Consider the following 18,979-nt stretch of genomic DNA (forward strand, 5'->3'; position numbering starts at 1 on the left):
GCGCCGCTTGCGGCGCGGGCGAATTCACGAGAAGGCGCCGGCCAGCGCCCGGGCTGGGTCCAGCGCGGCCAGGCGCGCATTGAGCTGCTCCAGTTGCTGGGCCAGGCCGGAACGGTCTGCGTCCTTGCGTTGCATGCGCTGGCGCAACAGCCGCGCCAGTTGCGCCAGCAGTTCGAAGGCCAGTTGCGGCTCCCAGATGTCCAACTGATGGCCATCTGCTTGGCGCAGCAAGGCCTCCAGCAAGTGAATGGCCATTTCGGCGCGGCCGTGACGTTCCGCCAGCCGGGCCAGCAGCAGTTGCCGCAGGCAGAACTCACGGCCGCCAGCGATGGCCGGCAAGGCCTGCACCCAGGCAAAGGCCGCCGGCAAACCCTGCTGCGCGGCGATGGCGTGGGCCTGAGTTTCCGTTTCCGGCCAGTCTCCGCGTTCGTCGGCCGCCGGCGCTGCGAGAACGGAGGTTTCCGGCCGCCGCCATTGAGCCAGCCATTCCAATGTGGCGTCTTCCGCAAACGGACTACCGTCGCTGAAGCTCAGTTTTTCCACCCCGGGCAGCCGCTGGCACAGCCGTTGAACATCGTCGCGGATCAACTCCGCCAACGGGGCACCCATCTCTCCGTCATGTTGTCTCGCCAGCCAGGCGTAACGCTGCAGATCCAGCCACCAGTGGTTGGCCCCTTCCGCGAACGCGCTTTCCACCCGCTCGCTCAAGTCCCGCCATTGCTGCTGCAACAGCAGGCGCTTTAGCTGTTGACGCAGCTCTGCGCGCGGCGGCGGCAATCGGCTGCGGCCATCGGCGTCGCCGGGCGGCGGGCTGCTCAGCGCCTCCCAGCGCACGGCGCGCAGCAGGCGAAGAGCGGCGGCCTGGCCTTCCGGCTGTTGGCGCAGAAACACAGCCATCCGTCGCGCCTGTTCCAGCAGTTCGCGCCAGGAGCCCACCTCATCGGCGCCCGCCGGCGGCGTAGCCGCGCCGACCGCCGCGGGAACGGGCATGCCCATGGCTGCATGGCCGGCGTCGGCGGCTTGCAGCCGGGGCTGTAGACAGCGGCCCAGTGTTTCTAGCCGCTGCGGCGGCGCCTCGCTGTCCGCGGAGAGTCGTTGCACCAGCAGTAAGGCGGCAGCGGCCCGCCGCCAAGCTGCGTCGTCGTCATCGGCCAGCACGGAGAGTTGGTTGGTAAAGCGTTCGCTGGCCAGCCATTCCAACGCATTGCGTCGCCGCGCCGGCTGCCGTGGCCAGACTGTGTCCGGGTAGCGTTCCAGCAAGGCGGCGCTCAGTTCCAGGCCGTCCGCCAGGCCGGCCACGCCGTCCTGGCGTAGCCGGGTGAAGGCGTAATAGGCCGCCACGCGCAAATCCTTACCGCGGGTTTTCAGCAAGGTTTCCGCATGCGCCAAGGCCAGTTGCGCGTTCATGCCGGAAAGGCGGGTCGCTTCCTCTTTCAAGGCTAGAAACTCATCGTCGTGGGACAGATCTTCGCCGCAGGGCGAGGCATCGGAAATCGGCTTTAGCCAGGCCGACCAACGCGGCAGCCGCTGGCGAGCCTCTTCTTCCGGCGCCGTATCCCGGCCCAGCAAGGCGCGCAGCCAGCTCATGGGCGTTTGCCGGACGAGGCCGGGCTTGCGGTCGGCGTTGGCGGCCGCAAGCCCATTCTGTGCGCTTGAAGATTGATGGCGAGGGAACCGCGCCCCGGCAGCATGGACCGGCAAGCCTCGCCCCGTTGCGGATATTCTCGTTGGAGAATGCTTAGCTCCTCCACGCTCCAGCGACGCGGCGACGCCAGGTCCTGAGCCTTGGCCGGCGGGTGAATGGCGGCGGGGTTGTGCGTGGGCGGCCGGCTTTGGCCGGTCGCGCCTATCCGCGAGTCTTCCTGGCGCGGCGCTTGAAGCTCGCGCACGTTCCATTCCTCGGATGGTTTAGGCGTCGGCAAGGGCTTGGGCGTCATGATTCGCTCCTTTTCAAGGTTGGGGGCGCCGGGCCTGTTTGGCCGCGGCCGGCGGTTTGCCCGGCTCCACGATAAAAATCCGCGTGGGCAACTGGAACTGCACCAGTTGCAGCAAGGCCAGCGGGCCGGCGCCGGTCTCGCTGCGCAACTGGTAGCGCGCCTGATGGCCGTCCGGCAGCGCCCAGCTCAGCTGCCAACTGGAACGGTCGAGCTGTTCGCGCTTGGCCTGCTCCAGCAGGCGCAGCCAGCCCCAGCGGCCGGGGTGGTCCTGAGTCTGGCGCAGTCCGGCGTCCACGCTTTGCCATTGCAGGCTGGCCCCGGCTTTCAGCGGATCGCCGGGCCAGCTCATTGCTTGCCAGCTTTCCACTTGGTTGAAGTAGCGCAGGTTGTGCTGGTCCAGTTGCAGCAGGGTTTCCGCCAGGCCGACGCTGGCGATGGGCTTCAGTTCGAAGCGGATGCCGGCGTCGCCCTGGGCGTAGAGCAGGCTGGACAGCCGCGACAGGCGGTTCAGTTCGTTGAGGAAGTTCAGGTCGAAGCGCAGCGCCTGCGCCGCCGCCGGGTCCGGCGACCATTGATCGCCCTGTTGTTCCAGCACCCCGCCCAGTTGCTGGCGCACGAACTGTTGCACCAGGCCGTCGCTGGGGTGCAGGAAGCGGCCCAGTTCCGGCAGCGAGGCGTCGACGTCGGCATGATGAAAGGGGTAGCGGCCGGCGAAGCTGGATTGCCACGGCCGGATGATGCTCTGGTCCCACAACTGGTTGAGGCTGGCCGCCGCCGGTTGCAGCAGGGTGTGCCAGGACTGATTCAAGGGTTGCAGGAACAGGTGCAGGCCAACCCCCTGCCAGTCTTCGCCCAGGCTGGCGGCCAGCTGGGCTGCGTAGTCGCGGCTTTCGGCCAGTTCGCCGCCCTTGCCCTGGAACACCGCCTGCGCCAGCGCGCGGGCGGCGGCGTCCGGGTCCGGCGCGGCGGCCACCTGTTGCAGCTTGAGCCGGGTGGCCGCCACCCGCTCCAGATAGCGTTGCAGGCTGAGATTGGAGCCGTCCTGGCGTTCTTCCAGCAGCCGCAGCAGCGGGCCGAAGCTTTGCGCCAGCGGCGCGGTTTCTGTGGCGGCGATGACCGGCGCGCTGGCGTCGTTCTTGCCCAGCAGCGCCTGGGCCTTGTCCATCAGATTGGCGCCGATGCTGTCGGCGCGTTCTCCGGCGCGGGCGTTGTCGCGCACCAGCGCCATCAAGGCGCGCAGCGGCGAGCGCTGCGGATCGGCGTAGACCTGCAATTGCTGGGCGTTGGCGGCCAGCTTGGCCTCCGTCTGCCAGGAGACGGCGTTGAGGAATTGCTGCCAGGCGCGGGCGTAGTCGGCGAAGTAGCGCTGGCTCAGCGCGGCCTCCAGCGCCTTGCCGGCGCTGGGCTGGCCTGTCTGCTCGGCATTGAGCACCCAGTCGCCGGTGCTGCCCTGGCGGCGGTGGGCGTCGGTGAAGGCGGCGCGCAGATGCTCGTCCCAGGCCTTGCGGGTGAACACGGCGGACAGGCTGGCCTCGCTGCGCCACAGGCCGCGCAAGTCCTGGCCCGGCAGCAGGGCGGCCAGCGTTTGCGGCGGATACTTGGCCTGGGCTTCCGCCAGGATCTGCTGGTAGCGGGCGTCGTCGGCCTGCTGGCGGCCCAGCTGGCCGATCAGAGTCTGGCGGCTGGCCTGGGCCAAAGCCGGATCGGCGGCCATGCGCCAGCCGGGCTGGCCGGCCAGCCGTTCGGCGTAGAACTGCGCCATGGCGCGGCGCAGCGCCGGGGAGAAGCCGCCATCATCCTGGGCCGTCAGTTGGGCGGCGAGGAAGGCCGGTTCGGCGCGCGCCGGCTGGTCCAGCGTCAGATAGGCTTTCAGCGCCTGATAGGCCTGTTCGGTACGGGCCGGGTCGGTGCTCAACTCGGTGCTGGGGGTCTGGTTCAGCGCCTGCAATTGCCGCGCCCAGTGGCCGCGCGCGGGGGCAATCATCGCCTGGCCGATGGCGCGGGCGTAGTGCGGGCGCAGCCGTTCCAGCAAGGCGGCGTCGCGGTTCAGGCCGAAGCGGGCGGACCATGGCGCGCCGTGCCGCTGGCGGGCCTCCAGCTTCTCCAGCAGCCGTTGCAGCTGGAGCGCGCTGTTCAGGGTGGCGGTTTTAGGCTGGGCGTCGATGGCGGCCTGGGCCTCGGCGATCAGGCCGTGGTTCTGATAGGCGGACGCCAACATGCCGGCCAGCCAGAACAGGCACAGCGCGGCAATGCCGGCGGCCAGCCGGCGCTGGGCCGGGCTGCCGCGACGGCGCGGCGCGAAGGCGGAGCCCTGGCTGATCGCGCCGCTCCACAGCCGGACATCGGCGGGCCAGCTGGCCAAGGCCAGCGCCTTGACGGCGGAGGGCGCGGTCAGGCCGCCGCGCCAGCGCTGCCAGGCTTCGGCCAGTGTGTGGGCCTCGCGCTCCAGCCATTGCGAACAGCGCAGCAAAAAGGGCTGCGCCATGCTGTCTTGGCGGGTGGGAATCCCACGCAGCGGCAGCCGCATGGCCCAACTTCTGGCCTGATCGGCCCAGCCGTCGGCGTTGGCGGGCAGCGCCGGCAAGGGCCTGCCGGCGATGCCGGGGCCGGCGTTGTCGGGCGCGCGCTGGCATAGGGTGATGGGCAGGGTCCAGCCGCTGGCGATGGTCAATTGCTCGGCGCGTTCCGCCAGCGCGGCGGCGTCGGCGGCTTGGGGCAGCAGGGCGATGACGGCGTCGGCCGGCGCTTGCCAGCGCCCGCGCAGCCGGCGCCAGCCGCCCGGGGGCGGGGCGGCGGAAGCGTCGATCAGCACCATGCCGTCGGTTTCCAGCCAGGGCTGTTTGGCCAGCGCCGGCACCGCCTGGCGGACGGCCTCGGGCGCGCCGCAGAGCAGCAGCCAGTGCGGCCGCTGCTGGGCTGGTCTTTGTTGCCAGCGTTGGACGATCAACTGAAACGCCGCGCCCCAGCTTTCGGCCGGGGCGTCGTCGGATGGACCTGCGGTTTGGCGCGTGTATTGGCGCGGCAGCCAGCGGCGCTGGGTCAGCCAGCTGGACAGGTCGCCAAAGGCGTTGCCTAGCGCCAATAGCAGCACGCAGCAGAGTGCGATGCCGCAGATCGCCCAGGGTAGTTGGCCGTTGGCCGACAAGCCCAGGCGTTCATCCAGCAGCAGGGCCAGGATGATGAGCAAGGCCGCGATGAGCAACACCACGGCCCAACTCCAACGCAGGCGCAGCTTGCCGAGCAGACGATTGGGCCGAGGCAGGGACGTCGGCGGTAGTTTAATTTTGGGCGGCATGTCCGCTCTCCTGGTAGACGAGGCCCAGCATGGCGTGCTCGCCGTGCCGGGTCAGAAAGGCTTGCGGGGTGTCGGGACCGGCGGCTTGCCAGGCCAACAGCAGCGCCAGCCACTCCGCCGCTACGCCGGCATGGCCGATCTGGCGGTCTATCGACACGACGGCGGCGCGGGGCTGCTGCTGGCTCAGCGCGACGGCCCAGCCGGCATCGTCGTTCTGGCTGGTGGCCGACCAGATCGCGTCCAGTTGCTCCGGCTCGCAGACGCCAAACAGTTGCGCCTCGGCCAGCACCGCGTCGGTATCGCGGTCCTGGCTGCTCACCGGCCGGTGCAGCCGGTGCACGTTCTCGCCCTGGGGCCAGGCCAGCAATAGAGCGCATACCGCCTCGGCGCTGTCAGCCGGCGGGCGTTCGTAAAACTGCGCGGCGACAATCAGCCGCGCGCATTGGCAGTGTTTGAGGGCGCTTTGATCCAGCCAGCTATCCAGCCGCGCCATGCCGTTGGCGACGACGAGGGTTTCCGATGCCGGGCCCGGCTGAAGCTCGCGCCATGCCCATTGCCGCCGCCAAAGCGCCATGACATCAACGGCCACGCCGTCGGTGTCGATCTGTAATTCGACATGCAAGGGCCATTGAGGCGGCAGCGTGCGCAGCGCGGGCAGCAGTGGCGTCAAGGCTTTGTTCAGTGCGGATTTGACCCGCTTCACCATGCGTTCCTCGGGCGAGGCTTGCCAGTCCAGAGCGTCTTTGTCGGGGAGGTGGGTATGCCGGATCACCTCGTCACGGTGGCCGTGTACCGGGATGGAGGCCAGTAAGGGCTGGGGCGCTTGGACACTGGCCAGGGTCTGCGCCAGATCGCCGGCCGCGCTCCAGGCGACGCCGTGCAGCAGCGACAGCGGCTGCTGGCCAAACTGGATATTGTTCTGCTCCACCTCCTGGCGCGCCTGTTCCTCCAGATAGAGCTGGTTGCGCCAGCTTTCGAGGTCGCGCATGCGTAGCGTGAACAGCAACAGGTAGATGACGAAGGGCAGGCCCAGCAAACAGGTCCAGAAACGCCAGCCGCTGGCCTGATCCGCCGGCCACAGGTAGAGGGTCAGTCCCGCGCCGCTGCCCATCACCAGCAGCAGGATCAACAGCCAGACCCATAGGCGCGGTGGCTCGCCCAGCTCGTAATCGGGAGCGCGCAGGCTTTCGAGATCAACCGGCATGACGCCTCCTTAGCGGCGTCGCCGCGACGATGCAGACCATGATCAGGTGGTGAGCCAGGCGTTCGAGGCGGCTGTGGTCAATCATCGTCTTGGTCCTGTGGCCGGGGTGGCTCCCATTCGCCGCCGCGTTGGCCTATGGTTCGGTCGAGCGTTTGCGCCCACTCCACCTTGCGGCCGTTCTCGATGTCGTAGCCGTTACGCCGTTCCAATTCGCCTTTGTCGTTGTAGAAAGTCCATTTCTCGCCAGTGACAACATAGGTGGTGAGGGTGGCGCGATAGACCTGGCTATCGGCCACCCACACTTCGATGTGGCGCGGGGCTTCCAGCGCATCGAGTTCCGGGCGGGGGAAGCCGGCGCTGTTGTCGGGCAAGACGCTAAGCAGGTAGCGGCCATCGGTCTTGATGCCAAGGACTTTAAGAGGGATGTCGGCGGTGAAGGGTTCGGTTTTGGCTTGGTAATTGATTTCATGGTCGGTTTTGTCTCTGCCTTGCTCGGTGAAAGTGGATAGCCAAGAGCGTTTGCGACCATCTGATTCGACATAGAAACCACGTATTCCTTGACGTAGGCCATCGTCGGACTTGTAGCTGAAATGAACCGCGCCAATATCTGTTCGGGTGACTCGTTCGGCTGAACGCACTTCAGCAACAAAGATGTCCGCCTTGATATAAACCGGCTCCCATAGCGCCTGTTCTATGGTCAGCAGCCGGTTGATCTGGCCATCCGCATCCAGGCCGAAGAAATAGATGCCGTTGACCTTGATGCCAAAGCGTTCGTAGTCGATGGGGTCTGTGAAAGGTTCGCGCTTAAAGCTGCTGCCCTTTCGATAAGCGATTTTTTGGCTTTGATTAATAGCAATCTGGGTGTAGCCGTCTTTCTGCTCCGTCGCCTCTAAAGTCTGAATTTCCCCAACGAAGTAATCTGTAGAAAAGGTCCGGGGACTTTCACGCACGTAGTACGGGATATTGACGTGCAGGCGTTCGCCGTTGGAGTCAGTGGTGTAGTTAAGGCTCATGGGGAGTATCCAGTTAAACAGCCGTTGGGCGAGCGGGGTGTGATGGACCTGATAAATGAACAGGGCCAGCGGCAGCAGCAATAGGAGCAGCAGCATTCCGGCCAGCGTGGCTTTTTGCCAAGTGCGCATTGGCTTAATCTTCCTGCTCATCTTGTGGCCGGGGCGGCACCCACTCGCCGCCGCGTTGGCCTATGGTTCGGTCGAGCGTTTGCGCCCACTCCACCTTGCGGCCGTTCTCGATGTCGTAGCCGTTACGCCGTTCCAATTCGCCTTTGTCGTTGTAAAAAGTCCATTTCTCGCCAGTAACGACATAGGTGGTGAGGGTGGCGCGATAGACCTGGCCATCGGCCACCCACAATTCGATGTGGCGCTGGTCTTCCAGTGCATCGAGTTCCGGGCGAGGGAAGCCGGCACTGTTGTCGGGCAGAACGCTGAGCAGATAGCGGCCATCGGTCTTGATGCCGAGGACTTTAAGGGGGATGTCGGCGGTGAAGGGTTCGGTTTGGGCCTGGAAGTAGCGGGTGTGATTGGTTTTATTTCGGTTTTGTTCAGGAAAGTTGACTAGCCAGGACTTCTTACGCCCGTTGGACTCGACATAAAAGCCGCGTACTTCTTTACGTGACCCAGTATCGGGCCAGTAGCTGAAGAGAACAGAACCCATCTCTGTTCTGATCACCTTCTCGGCAGAGCGGACCTCGGCAACAAAGATGTCTGCCTTGATATAGACGGGTTCCCACAGCGCCTGTTCTATGGTCAGCAGCCGGTTAATCTGGCCATCTGCATCCAGTCCGAAGAAATAGATGCCGTTGACCTTGATGCCAAAGCGTTCGTAGTCGATGGGGTCTGTGAAAGGTTCGCGCTTAAAGCTGCTGCCCTTTCGATAAGCGATTTTTTGGATTTTATTAATAGCAATCTGGGTAGGGTCGCTTTCCTGCTCCGTAGTCTCCAAGCTTTGGATTTCTCCGACGAAGTAATCCGTTGAAAAGGTGCGTGGCCATTCGCGTACATAGTAGGGTGTGTTGACGTGCAGGCGTTCGCCGTTAGTGTCGGTGGTATAAGTCAGGCTCATGGGGAGTATCCATAAAACCAGCCATCGGACGGCCGGGTATTGTTGAATGTGATAACCAAGTAGGCCCAACAACATGAGCAGCAGAACGCCGATCAGTGAGGTTTTTTGCCAGGTTTTCATAACCAGTTCCGGCGCTTCAGCTCGTCGCGCGTCATGGTGGTGTGTGCTACCAGCTGGTCAACATAGTCAGGCTTGATCAGCCGGCGTGCGGTGCTGAGGGCGGCGGCCACGCCGATGCCAGATCCGCCGAAGACCGCGCCCTTGGCGGCCTCCTTCAGCACCAGGCCGCGCAGCTTGTCGAAGTGGGGGTCGATATCGGCGTTTAGCAATTCCAGATCAATCAGCTGGCAGTCGTGCAGCATGCGCCAGATGAAGGTGTGGCAGTTGGCTTCGCCAAAGCTGTCCAGTCGATAACTCCAGCGGCCACCGGATTGTTTCGTGTAAGCGGCGGCGAAGGCGCGGATTTCCTCAATCACCGCCGTCTCCGCGCGTTGGTCAGTCAAGCCCAGGTAGAGCGGCTGGACACTGCGGGCTTTGGGGTTGCCGTGGTTGGGGTCGTAGGGATAGGGGTGGTGACCGATGCCGCGACCAGCCAGGAGTTCATACTTCTTTTTCTTTGGATTCTCCTTATCTGCATCGCGGCGGTCTTTAGAGTCGCCATTGATGCAGCCCTCAACATCCCACATCGCGCTGAGCTGATCTAGTTTGCTCTCCATGCCGGCGATATTCGCTGCCGGATACCAGCCATAGCTTTCCGTGATGCTGGGGTCGTCGTGGGCGATTTCCACCCAGTAGTGGCCGGGGCCGGGGGGCTTGTCGCGAATGGCCCCGCCCTGGTGGGTAATGCCCTTGCCCCAAAACGGAATGCGCTTGAGACGGATGCGGCTCAGCTGGCGCGGGAAATGGATGGCGGTGTAGCTGGCCAGGCTGGCGGCCTGGGTCACGCCTTCGCCGGTAATCCAGAAGTCCATGCTTATTCTCCTTGTGGCTCAAACACGATCTTGAGTTGGGATTTGGCGTAGCTGCTTTTGATGGTTTGGGTCTTGCCGCTGCCGTCCGTCTGGCAGCGATGGATGACGCCGTCCGGTTCGGTGATGGTGTAAGGCATGCCGGCGTGCGGCTTGCCGGAAGCGGGGTTGTTGAGGGTGAAATAGTGATCGCGCGGCTCCACCACCTTGGCGCTGGGGAAGTCGTAAGCCGGGGTGGGCATGGACGCAGGGCCGGGAGCGGTCAGCGACGCGCCGTGCAGCTTGATGTCGCCACGGGTGCCGGCTTCCACCTTGCAGCTGTCCAGCGTCAGGTAGGAGCCGCCGCATTGCAGGGTCAGTTTCTTGTTGGCGGCGATGATGATTTCGTCGCCGCTGCTGATGATGCGGATTTGTTTGAGCGCGGCCAGTTCGATAGCGTCGTGCTGGGCCTGGATTTCGACCTTGCCTTGAGCGGCGATCAGCTTGGCTCCTAGTCGGTGCGCAAACAGGCTGAGGGCTTCGCCGGCCGCCACGGTGAAGCGTTTGATCGCGCCGATATCGGCATGGCCGCCTGCGGTGGCGATCAGGTTGCCGCCGGCCGCCAGTTGCAGATGCTGGCCGCTGCTGAGGCCGATGCCGTCCGGTGCGTGGGCGAGCAGCGTGGACTTTTGCAGTTCGCTGAGGCGATCCGCCATCAGTTGCCGCTGTTGCTCGATGTCGGCGGCCAGCGCCCGCGCCTGGGCGGCCATGTCGGCCAGGGTTTGCATATTGCTCAGCGCGCTGTCCAAGTCCGCTTGCGCCGCCTGCATGTCCAACTGCTTGCCGCCGGCCTTGGGCTGGGCGTCGGTGGAGAGGAACAGCCCTTTGGCGGCGCGCAATGCGCCCCAGCCGTCGGTCCTGAGTTCGAAGCCCTGGCCGCGCGGCGCGCGCTGGCCGTTGACCAGGTGGCCGAGATTGAGCTGGCTCTTGTCGTACTCGGTGGCCAGCTTGATGTGTTCCTGGCCCTGGCGGTCTTCCAGCCGCAGCTTGTTGTTGGCCCAGGTGCGGATCAGGTTGCGGCTGTCCCAATGCGCGCCGGGGTTGCTGTCGGTGAGTTCGGAGTTATGCAGGCAGCCGCTGATATAGGGCCGGTCCACATCGCCCAGCACAAAGCTGACCAGCACCTCGGTGCCTTGGTGCAGCGGGAAGTGCTGGCCGTATTCCGGGCCGGCGTAGGGCCGGGCCAATCTGAGCGGACGGCTGTCGCCGCCGGGCGACCATTCGTCCAGGTCGAAGGGCAGGCGCACGCAGTAGCGGCCTTGCAGGTCTATCGCGCCGTAATGGGTTTTTTCCGGGGCGACGATGCGGGATGGCAGCGCGCCGGTAATGTTCGGCACCGCGGTAGATAATTCCTGGCGGTAGGGCCGGTCGGCGGGCGTGGCGGTGAAGGCGTTGCGGTAGGCGTCGCGGCGGCCGCCCTGGTGCTGGACCGAGACCAGCAGCCAGCCGTCCGGGGCGGGAGCCAGCGCCGGGCCGTCATGCTTGAAGATCTGGCCGGGGGCGAAGGCTTGCAGGCAGTTGCCGTCGCCGGCGGCGATCCACTGGCGGCAGTGTTCGCGCTGCTGGGCGATCAGCACCGCGCGCTGTCCCTGTGCCGGGTCTTTGTAATGCTCGCCCCATAGGTAATCGACGCCGCGCGCGCCGGGGGTGTTGGCCGGTGGCCCGCCTTCGGCCAGCAGCGGCTGGTTGGCGTCGCGGTAGTTGTAGTCCTTGCGCTGGATTTGCGCGCGGATGGGTTGGGCGGCCAGTTCGAAGCGGCTCAGGGTTTCCTCGTTGTCGGCCATGCCGGCCTGGGGCCGCAGCTTGAGCTTGACGCCGCCCTGAGGAGGTTGGGCGGGATCGCGGCCGGTGCGGACGTAGGCGTCGACATCGTCGCCGAAGACGATGGTTTCCCAGGCGGCGCTCTTGGGGTCGGTGACCAGATAGTAGTAAAGGCCGGCTTTTTCGGCGAGGCGATGGATGAAGTCCAGATCGGACTCCTGATATTGGGTCACATACTCCAGCTTGGGGTAGGGGTTATGGTCTTGGCCGAACAAGGGGCGCAGCTTCCAGGTAATTTCGTGGCCGCGATAGTCGTGGCGGCGCAGCACGGCTTCAATGATGTCCGGCACGGATTGGTGCTGGAAGATGCGGGAATAGCGGCCTTCGCCCAGGCGGGCGAGTTGGGATTCGATGCGCAGTTCGTATAAGGCCTCGTCGCGGCTGGCGCTGAGGCGGCGAGCGTGACTGACCACACCGCGCCAGCGGCGCAATAGCTGTGGTGGAGTCTCTGGAAACAGGGTGGCGTCCGGGTGGGGGCCGTGGATGGAGAACAGCGCGTAGCGGTCCAGCAGGGAGACGAGGTCGATGTCTTGGCGAGCGGAAGTGACGCGGATGTCGGCGGCGAAGGGCCGGCCCAGGGATTCGCGTAGGGTGAAGGATTCGACCGACAGCAGTTCGGCCGGCAGTTCGGCGATCTTCAGGTGGTAGTGCTGTTGCGGCGGCATGGCGGCTCTCCCGATTGGGCCTGCCCTCGGGCCGTGGAGACGGCCCGAGGGAACGGGCGCTTAGTTTTTGGCCTTGGGCATTTGCGAGACCAGCGACAGGTTGATGTCCAGGCCTTCCACCTGGAAGTGCGGCACGATGAACAGCTTGACCTTGAAGAAACCGGGGTTGTCGTCGATGTCTTCGACGATGACCTGGGCGTCGCGCAGCGGGTGCGAGGCTTGTAGCTCGTCGCTGGGGTCGGTCATTTCGGTGACCAGCAGCTTGATCCAGGTGTTGAGCTCCAACTCCAGCAGCCGGCGGTCCTTGGTGGCGCCGATGTTCTCGCGCTGGATCAGCTTCAGGTAGTGAGCCAGCCGAGACAGCAGGAAGATGTACGGCAGCCGCGCGTTGATGCGGCTGTTGGCGCTGGCTTGCTTAGTGTCGTACAGGGCCGGCTTTTGCGCCGAGTTGGCGGAGAAGAAGCAGGCGTAGTCGCGGTTTTTGTAGAAGGACAGCGGAATGAAGCCCAGGTTGGCGAATTCGAATTCACGGGTTTCCGGGATCAGCACTTCGGTGGGGATTTTCACCTGATTGCCTATGCCCAAGTCGTACAGATGGATGGGCAGATCTTCCACCAGGCCGCCGGCTTGCGGGCCGCGCACTTGCACGCACCAGCCGTTGCCGATGAAGCTGCGCACCATATTGGCGGCAAAGGCGAAACCGGCGTTGGTCCATAGGTAGCGCTGGTGGTCCGGGCCCTTGACGTTTTCGGCGTAGTTGAAGCTGCGTACCGGCACGGTGTCGGGCCCGTAGGGGAGGCGGGCCAGGAAGCGCGGTAGGGCCAGGCCAATGTAGCGGGCGTCGTCGCTGTTGCGGAAGCTGCGCCATTTGATGTATTCCGCGCGGTCGAAGTAGTTGGCCACGTCCTGAATGGCGGCGACTTCGTCCATGCTTTCCTTGCCGAAGAAGGCCGGCCCCACTGCGCCGATGAAGGGCATGTGAGCGGCTGCGGCCACCTTGGAGATGTCGCGCAGCAGCGCGATGTCCTGCGGGCCGCGGTCGAACTCGTAGTTGGAAATGATGGCGCCTATGGGTTCGCCGCCGGGGGTGTCGTATTCCTGAATGTAAGTGTGCTGGTACAGGCCGCTCTGTATCACTTCCGGCGCGTCGTCAAAGTCATTGCGCAGGTCTTCCTTGCTGACGTCCAGCACCTCGATCTTGACGTTCTTGCGGAAGTCGGTGCGATCCACCAGAAAGCGCAACCCGCGCCAGGCGGATTCGATTTGCTGGAAGACAGGATTGTGCATCACCGCGTCCAGCTGACGGCTGATTTGCGCGTCGATCCGGGCGATGTGAAAGTCCAGCAGGCTTTTGTCCAGGCGGTCCACTTTTTGCGAGGCCTCCTGGATCATTTTCAGGAATACGTTCACTGCCACTGCGATGCGTTCGTCCAGCGGCGCGTCTGACATCACTTCTGCGGTCTGATACGCCTCGATGGGTTGGGTGCTGGCCACGGGCGCCAGGTTGATCTTGGCGCAGAGCGATTCGTAAACGCTGACCGGGGATTCCAGCACGATGGTGTCCTCGGGCTGCTGTTGCTTCTTGGTCGACATGAGTGGGCTCCTGGTTTAGTGGGCGGCTTGGCCGAGCGGGATGATGCGTTCCAGTTCGCTGCGCAGGTTGGCGGACAGCGAGTCGTCGCGCAGAATTTTTTCCAGCTCGCGGCGGAAGGAGGCGTTGTCCAGCAGATTGGCTTTGAGGTCGCGAAGCAGATTGCGCATCGCCAGCAGCGCGCGAAGCTCCGGAATACGCGCCGCCACCTGTTCTGGGTGAAAATCCCTCAGGGCTTTGAAGTCCAGATCCACCGCCATTTCTGAACCGTCACCCGCCAGCATGTTTTCCACCACCAGCTTGGCTTTGGGGTTGAGTTCGGCCAGCACCGCGTCGAAGTTGTTTTTGTCGATCGACACCTTTTCCCGTTCCGCCAGCGGCTGCTGTTCCTGGCCATGGCTGTAGTCTCCAGCCACCAGCAGTTTCAGCGGGAGCTCTACTTTTTTCTGGGCCCCGCCGGTATGCAAGTCCAGCTTGATGTTGACCCGCGCGACGGGCACTTCGTTTTGAAAACTTTCAGCCATGGTGTTTTCTCCTGCGATCAAGGTTTATGCATGTCCATTTCTCCAGATGGGTAAATGGACGGAGTGTCCCCGTTCATCATGTTGTCGTGGTTTTCTTTTGTTTTTTTGGTTGTCGTGATTTTGTTTTTTACATCTGTACTTATGTTTTTGTTTATTTGTCTTATTTTTGCGTTTATTTTTCAATGTTAACCAGGTTGCATGGATTGGTGCAATACGGTTTTGATTTGACAGGCTTTGCGGTTTGGTGTCTAGAATGACGTAGATTTTCTATGTTTACTTAAATTTTATTCATTTGGCATTTTGTTTTTTGTTGTTAGCTTGAAATTAAATTTCAGAATTAGTTTTTAAGTATTTTTCTTTGATTTTTTCGGTTTTATTTTTGTTGGTTTGAATTAATTTGCGAGTTTTTTTAGGAATAATCCTATGTGCTGGTTTGCGCTGTCAGTGGTAGTCGTGTTTTAAAGAGCTTGCCTCAGAGGTTATTCGCATGAGATTTTTTCGTCCGATGTGGATGGAGGGCGCTTTATTGTCCCCCCAGCATTTTCAACAGCAGTCATTGTGGTTTTCCCACTTGGCGGCCTCGTTTGGGCGTTTGGCTCAGCCTTATTTTTGGGGGTGTTGGGAGCTGGAGTGGGATGAGGCCGCTTTGAGTCTGGGCAAGCTGAAGCTGCAAAGGCTGCGCCTGATCCTGCCGGATGGCGCCGTGGCCGACTGCGCCGAGGCCGATCGGTTGCCGTCGGCGCGGGATTTTGCCGCGCCGGCCGAGGCGCAGAGCGTGCTGGTATTCCTGGGCTTGCCCTTGTGGGAAGCGGGCGGCGGCAATTGCGAGCGCGACGGCGAGACGCCGGCGCGGCCCAGGCGGCAGCGTTGCGAATACCTGGAGGTGGAGGATTTGTACGAGGGCCCGCCGGCGGAGCTGGCGGTGGAGCGCGGCAATTTCCGTTTGCTGCTGGAGTTCGAGGAGCGGGCGGATTATGTCTGCTGTCCTTTGCTGCGCTTGAGCCGAAACGGCCAGGGGCAATGGGTGCGGGATCCCTCGTTCTGGCCACCGGCGTTGCGTTTGGACACGGCGCCGGGTTTGATGGATTTGCTTGAACGAATAGAGGAAATGCTGTTGGCGCGCAGCCGCCAGCTGTCTGAGCGCCGGCGTGAGCGTGGACACGGGTTGGTGGATTTTTCCGTGTCGGATGCCGGCTTGTTCTGGTTTTTGCATTGCGTGAACAGCGCTTGGCCGGTATTGGCGCATCTGCGGCAGACGCCTGCCAGCCACCCGGAAGCGTTGTATCGCGCATTGGCGCAGTTGTGCGGCATGTTGTCCACATTCTCGCTACAGCAAGATCTGGCGGACATTCCCGCTTACCGGCATGAAGACGCCAGGCCTGGGTTCCTGTTGTTGGAAGACTGGATCCGGGGCTGTTTGGACACGGTGATTCCCTCCCAAGTGGTGCTGGTGTCTTTGGCGAGGGGGGAGTCGTCGATGTGGCATGGCCAACTGGCGGACGCCAGGCTGGGAGAACAAGGCGGTTTTTATCTGTCGGTGAGGGCGGACATGCCGCCTGCGCAGTTGCTGGAGCGTTTTCCGGCGGTGTGCAAGATCGGTGCGCCGGAGGATGTGGAAACCGTAGTCAGCACCGCGTCCGGAGGCGTGCCCTTGAGCGTGCCGACGCGCTTGCCGGCCGCTTTGCCGGTACGGATGGAAAACTTGTACTTCGCCTTGGATGCCGGTCATCCGGCTTTTCAGCGCATGTTGGCGGCGCAGGCGTGTTCCTGTTATGTGCCCGCGTCTTTGCCGGGCGTGGTGCTTGAACTCTTTGTGGTGTTGAAATCATGAGCAAGCTATTTCCGCCAGAGACTTTGGCTCGCAGTTTCCGGGATACCGCGCTGACGGTGTCGATGTTGGCCGACAAGGACGCGCCGGAACATGTGGAGGATTGGCGCGAGCATGCGGCCGGCCTGGTGCGCGCAACGCGCGAGGGTTTGCGCCAGGCAGGCGCCAGAGAGGTCTTGATTGAGCGGGCCAGTTACGCGCAGTGCGCATTGCTGGACGAGGCGGCGTTGCGCTGCCTTGAGGGAGCGAAACGGGCGGAGTGGGCGCGGGAGCCCTTACAGGTGCGTTTTTTCAACAGCTATCAGGCCGGCGAGGTGTTGCTGGGACAGATGCGCGCGCATTTGGCTCAGCCCGCGGCGGAGCCGGCGCTGAGCTGGTGCTACGCAATGGTTTTGGCCATGGGGTTTCGCGGAGGCGAGGACGATGCGGCTAGTCAAGCCTTGTTGGGACAACTGAGCGCGCTGGTGCCGGCGCCGCCGCCGTTGACGGCCGGCGAGTTTGATGGCGCGGTGGCCATGTTGCGCGGCGGGGTGTCCTGGCGTTTCCGGCGCATGGCTTTGCCGTTGGCCGCGGCTGGGGCTGGCCTGGCCGCGACGCTGCTTGGATATGCCGCGTTGAGCTGGTGGCTGGGTGTTGCCGATGCCGCCTTGGCGCTGTCGTAAAGGAGCGGGCGATGCGTATTCACACGCATTTTTTCTGCTTGTGGGCATTGTCGTTGGCGATGCTAGCGTGGTGGTTGGCGCAAATGGCGCCGTGGGGCGCAATGGTTCGCTTGGGGGTGGGCTTGGCGGCTGCGGCGCTCTGGTTGGGTTGGGCCGGCTGGCGGATGTGGCGCTGGCGCCGCGACGGCGCGGCGCGAGAACTGCTGCTGCCGGGTTTGCTGGATTTGCCGCAGGGATGGCGAGATGGGCGTGCCACGGTGGTGGAACTGGAAAGCCCGCGCGGAGCCTATGTTGCGGCGGAGGATGGCATGCTGCGGGCGATGGTGCCGACCCCTGCCTTGCTGGAGCGCGCGGTGGCGGAACTGGTGGCTTGGCGGCGGGGTTCGCCGCCCGATGCCTTGGCCTTGCGTTTGGAGGCGGCGGCCGAGTGCGGCGAGGCAGCCTGGTTGGGACGTTTGCAGGCGTGGCGACAGGCGATTGCCGATGTGGAGCGCCGTCTGGCTTGTCGGTTGCCGGTTTATTTATTGGTGGGATTCCCCGCGCCGGCGCGTTGCTCCGGTATCGGCGGGACTTTGGGCGTGGTGTTGCAAGGCTCTTCGAGCGCCAGTTTGCGGCAGTGGCGCGAGTGGTTGGACGATTGGCGTAGCCGGACGGAGCTGCAACCGCCGGTTTTGGGCGACGAGGATGCGCGAGCGCGTTTCGATTTGCGCTTGCGCGCCGGTGCGGTGGGAGGCTGGCTAGGCACTCAGGTATTGCCTGCTTTGTTGCAGGGGGCTACGCCGGCTCCGGCGGTTGGCTTGCAGGGAATCGCCTTGCTGCCGACGCAGGGGAGGGATGCGGCTTTATCGCCATGGGGCCGTTGCCGGCAGGCCTTGAGTGGTTTGACGGTGCGCTCGCTGAGCATAGGCAAGAGCGAGCGGGAAGGGGTGCCCCGAAGCTGGTTGTTCGGTTTGGAGCCGGGTGGACGCCTGCCTGCGGCTTGGCGGTTGGCGTTGAGTCTTTGGCTTTTGGCCTGCCTGACGGCATTGGCTGCGTTTGCCGCGTCGGCCTGGTCCAACCGAGTGTTGCTGGAGCGCTTGTCGGCCAATGTCGCTCACTATCGCTCGCTGCCGGTGGAGAGGGATGTTGAGCGCCGTGAGGCTTTGTCGGTGTTGGAGAGTGACGCGAGGGAGTTGCAGAGCCATGTCGACCTTGGCGTGCCCTTGCGCTTGGGGTTCGGATTTTACCGTGCGCAACCGTGGCGGGAGCGCATTGTCCGGTTGATTGCCGATTATCGTCCGCCGGCGGCGGTTCCGGCCTCTGTGCTGTTGGATAGCCTGTCCTTGTTCGATAGCGGCAAGGCTGTGTTGCGCGTCGGCGCGGAGATGGCTTTGAAGCCGGCATTGGCGGCACTGGCGCTTTATCCAGAGCGAAACGTGTTGGTGGCGGGCCATACCGACAGCGTGGGCCAGTCGGAAGCCAATCAGCGTTTGTCGCTGGAGCGCGCCGCAGCGGTGCGAGACTGGTTGGCGCATGCGACCGGGCTGCCGTTGACCCGTTTCGCCATCCAGGGCTATGGCGCAACCCGGCCGCTGGCGAGCAATGACGATGTCGAAGGCCGGGCGCGCAACCGGCGAGTGGAGATTACCTTGTTGCCGACGCTGCCCGTCAAGTGACGGGCGGCCCGGTTACGAGGCGGCCGCAGGGTGCGGCGCGCTGCTCCGCGGCGTTTCGCTTGGGCGAGGCGGGCGAGCGGTCTTGTCTAAACTTAAATTATTAAGTTAATCCTAGGAGGGTTTGATATGGCGATACCAGCGTACATGTGGTTGAAAGATGACGGCGGCGCGGACATCAAGGGCTCGGTGACGGTGCAGGGCAGGGAGAACAGCGTGGAGGTGGTGGAGTTCGACCACGCTGTGCGCATTCCCACGGACGGCAATACCGGCAAGTTGACTGGCACTCGTGTCCATGAGGCCCTGACTCTGGTTAAGGAGTTCGACGCTTCATCGCCTTATCTGTACAAGGCGGTGACCAGCGGCCAGACGCTGAAGGAGGTGGAGTTCAAGTGGTATCAGATCGACGACGCCGGCAGCGAGCAGGAGTACTTCAACATCAAGTTGGACAACGTCAAGGTCGTGTCGGTGGCGCCCAAAATGTACAACATCAAGGATCCGGGCCGCGAGCGTTACAACCATCTGGAGGAGGTGGAAATGCGCTACGAGAAAATCACCTGGGCCTACAAGGACGGCAACATCATCCACTCCGACAGCTGGGTTGAAAACCGTTAGTCCCGCTTTGCCGGGCAACCACGGCGTTTAGACGGAGGGGGCCGGAGGTGCGACCCGCGAGATGTTTGGTCGCGGCGCATTGCGGTTGCCGGCGGA

At 63.7% G+C, this 18,979-nt stretch carries 14 protein-coding genes; 4 read left to right on the forward strand and 10 right to left on the reverse strand.

The features are described 5' to 3' along the window. Positions 1–24: 24 nt before the first annotated feature. The 10 genes from tssA to tssB form a co-directional block, all read right to left on the reverse strand. Complete coding sequence (gene tssA, locus GYH29_RS08465; RefSeq protein WP_019104440.1) at positions 25–1,587, reverse strand: type VI secretion system protein TssA; 1,563 nt, start codon at positions 1,585–1,587, stop codon at positions 25–27. Then, complete coding sequence (locus tag GYH29_RS08470) at positions 1,584–1,937, reverse strand: hypothetical protein (RefSeq protein WP_157222241.1); 354 nt, start codon at positions 1,935–1,937, stop codon at positions 1,584–1,586. Before GYH29_RS08470 ends, tssA begins: the two co-directional genes overlap by 4 nt. A gap of 13 nt (positions 1,938–1,950) precedes the next feature. After that, positions 1,951–5,232 (reverse strand): ImcF-related family protein, encoded by a 3,282-nt coding sequence (locus tag GYH29_RS08475; RefSeq protein WP_161523526.1) that lies wholly within the window; start codon positions 5,230–5,232, stop codon positions 1,951–1,953. Continuing rightward, positions 5,216–6,436, reverse strand: a complete 1,221-nt coding sequence (locus GYH29_RS08480) for a hypothetical protein (protein WP_161523527.1) — start codon at positions 6,434–6,436, stop codon at positions 5,216–5,218. Before GYH29_RS08480 ends, GYH29_RS08475 begins: the two co-directional genes overlap by 17 nt. 77 nt (positions 6,437–6,513) lie before the next feature. Then, positions 6,514–7,578, reverse strand: a complete 1,065-nt coding sequence (locus GYH29_RS08485; protein ID WP_161523528.1) for a hypothetical protein — start codon at positions 7,576–7,578, stop codon at positions 6,514–6,516. A 4-nt stretch (positions 7,579–7,582) separates the two neighbouring features. Further along, complete coding sequence (locus GYH29_RS08490; RefSeq protein WP_161523529.1) at positions 7,583–8,638, reverse strand: hypothetical protein; 1,056 nt, start codon at positions 8,636–8,638, stop codon at positions 7,583–7,585. Continuing rightward, positions 8,635–9,489: a hypothetical protein gene (locus tag GYH29_RS08495; RefSeq protein WP_161523530.1), complete on the reverse strand. Its 855-nt coding sequence runs from the start codon at positions 9,487–9,489 to the stop codon at positions 8,635–8,637. The genes GYH29_RS08490 and GYH29_RS08495 overlap by 4 nt, the downstream gene beginning before the upstream one ends. 2 nt (positions 9,490–9,491) lie before the next feature. Beyond that, positions 9,492–12,011 (reverse strand): type VI secretion system Vgr family protein, encoded by a 2,520-nt coding sequence (locus tag GYH29_RS08500; RefSeq protein ID WP_161523531.1) that lies wholly within the window; start codon positions 12,009–12,011, stop codon positions 9,492–9,494. A gap of 60 nt (positions 12,012–12,071) precedes the next feature. Beyond that, positions 12,072–13,604, reverse strand: coding sequence for a type VI secretion system contractile sheath large subunit (gene tssC / locus GYH29_RS08505; protein ID WP_043593930.1), 1,533 nt, complete (start codon positions 13,602–13,604; stop codon positions 12,072–12,074). Between the two features lie 15 nt (positions 13,605–13,619). After that, positions 13,620–14,126 carry a type VI secretion system contractile sheath small subunit gene (gene tssB, locus GYH29_RS08510; protein WP_161523532.1) on the reverse strand — a complete coding sequence of 169 codons (507 nt, stop codon included), beginning with the start codon at positions 14,124–14,126 and terminating at the stop codon, positions 13,620–13,622. 487 nt (positions 14,127–14,613) lie between these two features. Here tssB and tssK point away from each other — a divergent pair, with 487 nt between their 5' ends. The 4 genes from tssK (at position 14,614) to GYH29_RS08530 (ending at position 18,883) form a co-directional block, all read left to right on the forward strand. Beyond that, positions 14,614–15,957, forward strand: coding sequence for a type VI secretion system baseplate subunit TssK (gene tssK / locus GYH29_RS08515; protein ID WP_051002688.1), 1,344 nt, complete (start codon positions 14,614–14,616; stop codon positions 15,955–15,957). Continuing rightward, positions 15,954–16,616, forward strand: coding sequence for a DotU/TssL family secretion system protein (locus GYH29_RS08520; protein ID WP_019102396.1), 663 nt, complete (start codon positions 15,954–15,956; stop codon positions 16,614–16,616). Before tssK ends, GYH29_RS08520 begins: the two co-directional genes overlap by 4 nt. Before the next feature lie 11 nt (positions 16,617–16,627). Further along, the gene (locus GYH29_RS08525; protein WP_019102397.1) at positions 16,628–18,271 is read left to right on the forward strand and encodes an OmpA family protein; all 1,644 of its coding nucleotides are present in this window, start codon (positions 16,628–16,630) and stop codon (positions 18,269–18,271) included. Between the two features lie 126 nt (positions 18,272–18,397). Next, positions 18,398–18,883: an Hcp family type VI secretion system effector gene (locus GYH29_RS08530; protein ID WP_039755445.1), complete on the forward strand. Its 486-nt coding sequence runs from the start codon at positions 18,398–18,400 to the stop codon at positions 18,881–18,883. The last annotated feature ends 96 nt before the right edge of the window (positions 18,884–18,979 follow it).

It is taken from the genome of Chromobacterium haemolyticum (assembly GCF_009936155.1).
Lineage (GTDB): Bacteria > Pseudomonadota > Gammaproteobacteria > Burkholderiales > Chromobacteriaceae > Chromobacterium > Chromobacterium haemolyticum.

Excerpts from the sequence above, each read along its gene's own strand:
- GYH29_RS08500 (WP_161523531.1), bottom strand. The coding sequence starts at position 12,011 with ATGCCGCCGCAACAGCACTACCACCTGAAGATCGCCGAACTGCCGGCC.
- GYH29_RS08490 (WP_161523529.1), bottom strand. The coding sequence starts at position 8,638 with ATGAAAACCTGGCAAAAAACCTCACTGATCGGCGTTCTGCTGCTCATG.
- GYH29_RS08495 (WP_161523530.1), bottom strand. The coding sequence starts at position 9,489 with ATGGACTTCTGGATTACCGGCGAAGGCGTGACCCAGGCCGCCAGCCTG.
- GYH29_RS08520 (WP_019102396.1), top strand. The coding sequence starts at position 15,954 with ATGAGCAAGCTATTTCCGCCAGAGACTTTGGCTCGCAGTTTCCGGGAT.
- GYH29_RS08475 (WP_161523526.1), bottom strand. The coding sequence starts at position 5,232 with ATGCCGCCCAAAATTAAACTACCGCCGACGTCCCTGCCTCGGCCCAAT.
- GYH29_RS08480 (WP_161523527.1), bottom strand. The coding sequence starts at position 6,436 with ATGCCGGTTGATCTCGAAAGCCTGCGCGCTCCCGATTACGAGCTGGGC.
- tssC (WP_043593930.1), bottom strand. The coding sequence starts at position 13,604 with ATGTCGACCAAGAAGCAACAGCAGCCCGAGGACACCATCGTGCTGGAA.
- GYH29_RS08530 (WP_039755445.1), top strand. The coding sequence starts at position 18,398 with ATGGCGATACCAGCGTACATGTGGTTGAAAGATGACGGCGGCGCGGAC.
- tssA (WP_019104440.1), bottom strand. The coding sequence starts at position 1,587 with ATGAGCTGGCTGCGCGCCTTGCTGGGCCGGGATACGGCGCCGGAAGAA.
- tssK (WP_051002688.1), top strand. The coding sequence starts at position 14,614 with ATGAGATTTTTTCGTCCGATGTGGATGGAGGGCGCTTTATTGTCCCCC.
- GYH29_RS08525 (WP_019102397.1), top strand. The coding sequence starts at position 16,628 with ATGCGTATTCACACGCATTTTTTCTGCTTGTGGGCATTGTCGTTGGCG.
- GYH29_RS08485 (WP_161523528.1), bottom strand. The coding sequence starts at position 7,578 with ATGCGCACTTGGCAAAAAGCCACGCTGGCCGGAATGCTGCTGCTCCTA.
- tssB (WP_161523532.1), bottom strand. The coding sequence starts at position 14,126 with ATGGCTGAAAGTTTTCAAAACGAAGTGCCCGTCGCGCGGGTCAACATC.
- GYH29_RS08470 (WP_157222241.1), bottom strand. The coding sequence starts at position 1,937 with ATGACGCCCAAGCCCTTGCCGACGCCTAAACCATCCGAGGAATGGAAC.